Source organism: Acidovorax sp. KPB24-07, assembly GCF_057543315.1.
Genome location: NZ_BAAJYS010000550.1, coordinates 1 through 1,822 on the forward strand (window position 1 = coordinate 1; position 1,822 = coordinate 1,822).

Genomic DNA, 1,822 nt, shown 5'->3' on the forward strand with positions numbered 1-1,822 from the left:
GAACAGGTGGTCTTCCTTGGGGGGCGATGTAGATCGGGTAGCGCGGATGCACCAGGCGGGTCGGCCGCCGCAGGGTCACCTCGGGCGCATGCACGCGCACGACCTCGCCGCGCACGCCGCGCAGCGCGCTCCACTGCGTGCGGGCGCCCAGGCCCCGGCAGTCGATCACCCAATCGGGCTGGCCGGGCATGCCGGGCGAAAAGTCCGATGGTGCGCGCGGGCAGTGCCAGTGGGCCTCGATGCCCAGGCCGGCGAAGCTGGCCTCCAGCGCGGCCAGCAGCTGCCGGTTGTCCAGCTGGCCCTCGCCGGGCAAATACAGCCCCTGGGCGAAGCGCTGCCCCACGGCCGGCTCGTGCGCCTGCACGCCGGCGCTGTCGAGCACCTGCAGGGCGGGCAGTTCCGGCAGGGTGGCCGTGGTGCGTTCGAGTTGTCCGCGCAGCCGCGCGGCCTCGGGCGCGTCCTGGCGGTGCCACAGGATCAGCGTGCCCTCCTGCTGAAAGAACACGGGGCCGTTCAGGCGGGCCAGCAACTGGGGCCAGCGCGTGAGCGCGTAGTGGCCCATGCGCACCACGCCGGGCTCGGTCACCGCGGACTCCGCCAACGGTGCCAGCATGGCCGCGGCGATGCGCGCCGCGGCGCCTTGCGCATCGGGACCGGCGGCGTCGTAGACCGTGACCGCATGGCCCTGGTGGGCCAGCTCCACGGCCAGCAGCCGGCCCATGAGGCCGGCGCCCAGAATGGCAAGGGAAGAGGGCGAGGAAGGGGAAAGAAGAAGGGGGCGCATCGGGTCCGTCTGTCTGCAAGCCAACAGGGGGACAAAACGGGAAGGCTCCGCCGATGAAACTCCCCACGCCAGCATGACCTGGATCGGGTCGCGGGGCACGCGGGGCGGTGGTGTGGCCGCCAGGCCCCAGGGTATGTTCTCAGTCGCGCGCCATGGGCGGGACACCCCTGTTTCGTCCGTGCAGGGATTACAGCACAGTGACCGCGCCCGCCGGTTTGACCTGGCGCATGGGCCATAATTTTTGCCCATGAACACTGAGACCCTCTCGCCGCCGGCCGCCCGCCGCTACGCACGCGTGCTGTCGATCGCCGGATCGGACAGCGGCGGCGGAGCGGGCATCCAGGCCGACCTGAAAACCTTCAGCGCCCTGGGCTGCTACGGCATGACCGCCATCACCGCCCTGACCGCGCAGAACACGCAGGGCGTGCGCGCCATCCACGGCGTGCCGCCGGACATGCTGCGCCAGCAGATCGATGCGGTGGTGGAGGACATCGGCGTGGACGCCGTGAAGATCGGCATGCTGCATTCGCCCGAGGTGGTGCGCGTGGTGGCCGATGCCATCCGCCGCCACCGCCTGCCGCACGTGGTGCTGGACCCGGTGATGGTCGCCACCAGCGGCGACCGGCTCATCGCGCAAGAAACCGTGGGCGTGCTGGTCGAGGCCTTGTTCCCGCTCGCCACGCTGGTCACGCCCAACCTCGACGAAGCGGGCTTGCTGCTGGGCCGGGCGGTGGACGGCGCCGATGCGCTGGACGCTGCGGCGCAGGACCTGCTGGCGCTCGGCGCGCCGGCCGTGCTGCTCAAAGGCGGCCACCTGCCGGGCGACTGGGTGATCGACGTGCTGGCCGGGCCGCAGGGCCTGTACCACCGGCTGCAGTCGGCCCGCATCGCCACGCACAACGGGCACGGAACGGGCTGCACGCTGTCGTCCGCGATCGCCGCGCACCTGGCGCTCGGCGAGCCGCTCGTGCAGGCCGTGGAGCATGCGCGCGCCTACATCCTGGCGGCCATCGCCGCGGGCGCCGACGTGCACACCGG

At 72.2% G+C, this 1,822-nt stretch carries 1 protein-coding gene and 1 pseudogene; one reads left to right on the top strand and one right to left on the bottom strand.

Annotation, left to right across the window (positions count from 1 at the left end; all coding sequences use genetic code 11):
- Positions 1-784 (bottom strand): annotated as a pseudogene (locus tag AC27IQ_RS23700) (FAD-dependent oxidoreductase); the annotation flags it as partial.
- Between the two features lie 247 nt (positions 785-1,031).
- Here AC27IQ_RS23700 and thiD point away from each other — a divergent pair.
- A partial coding sequence (gene thiD, locus AC27IQ_RS23705) for a bifunctional hydroxymethylpyrimidine kinase/phosphomethylpyrimidine kinase (protein ID WP_487091025.1) occupies positions 1,032-1,822 on the top strand: 791 nt, incomplete at its 3' end.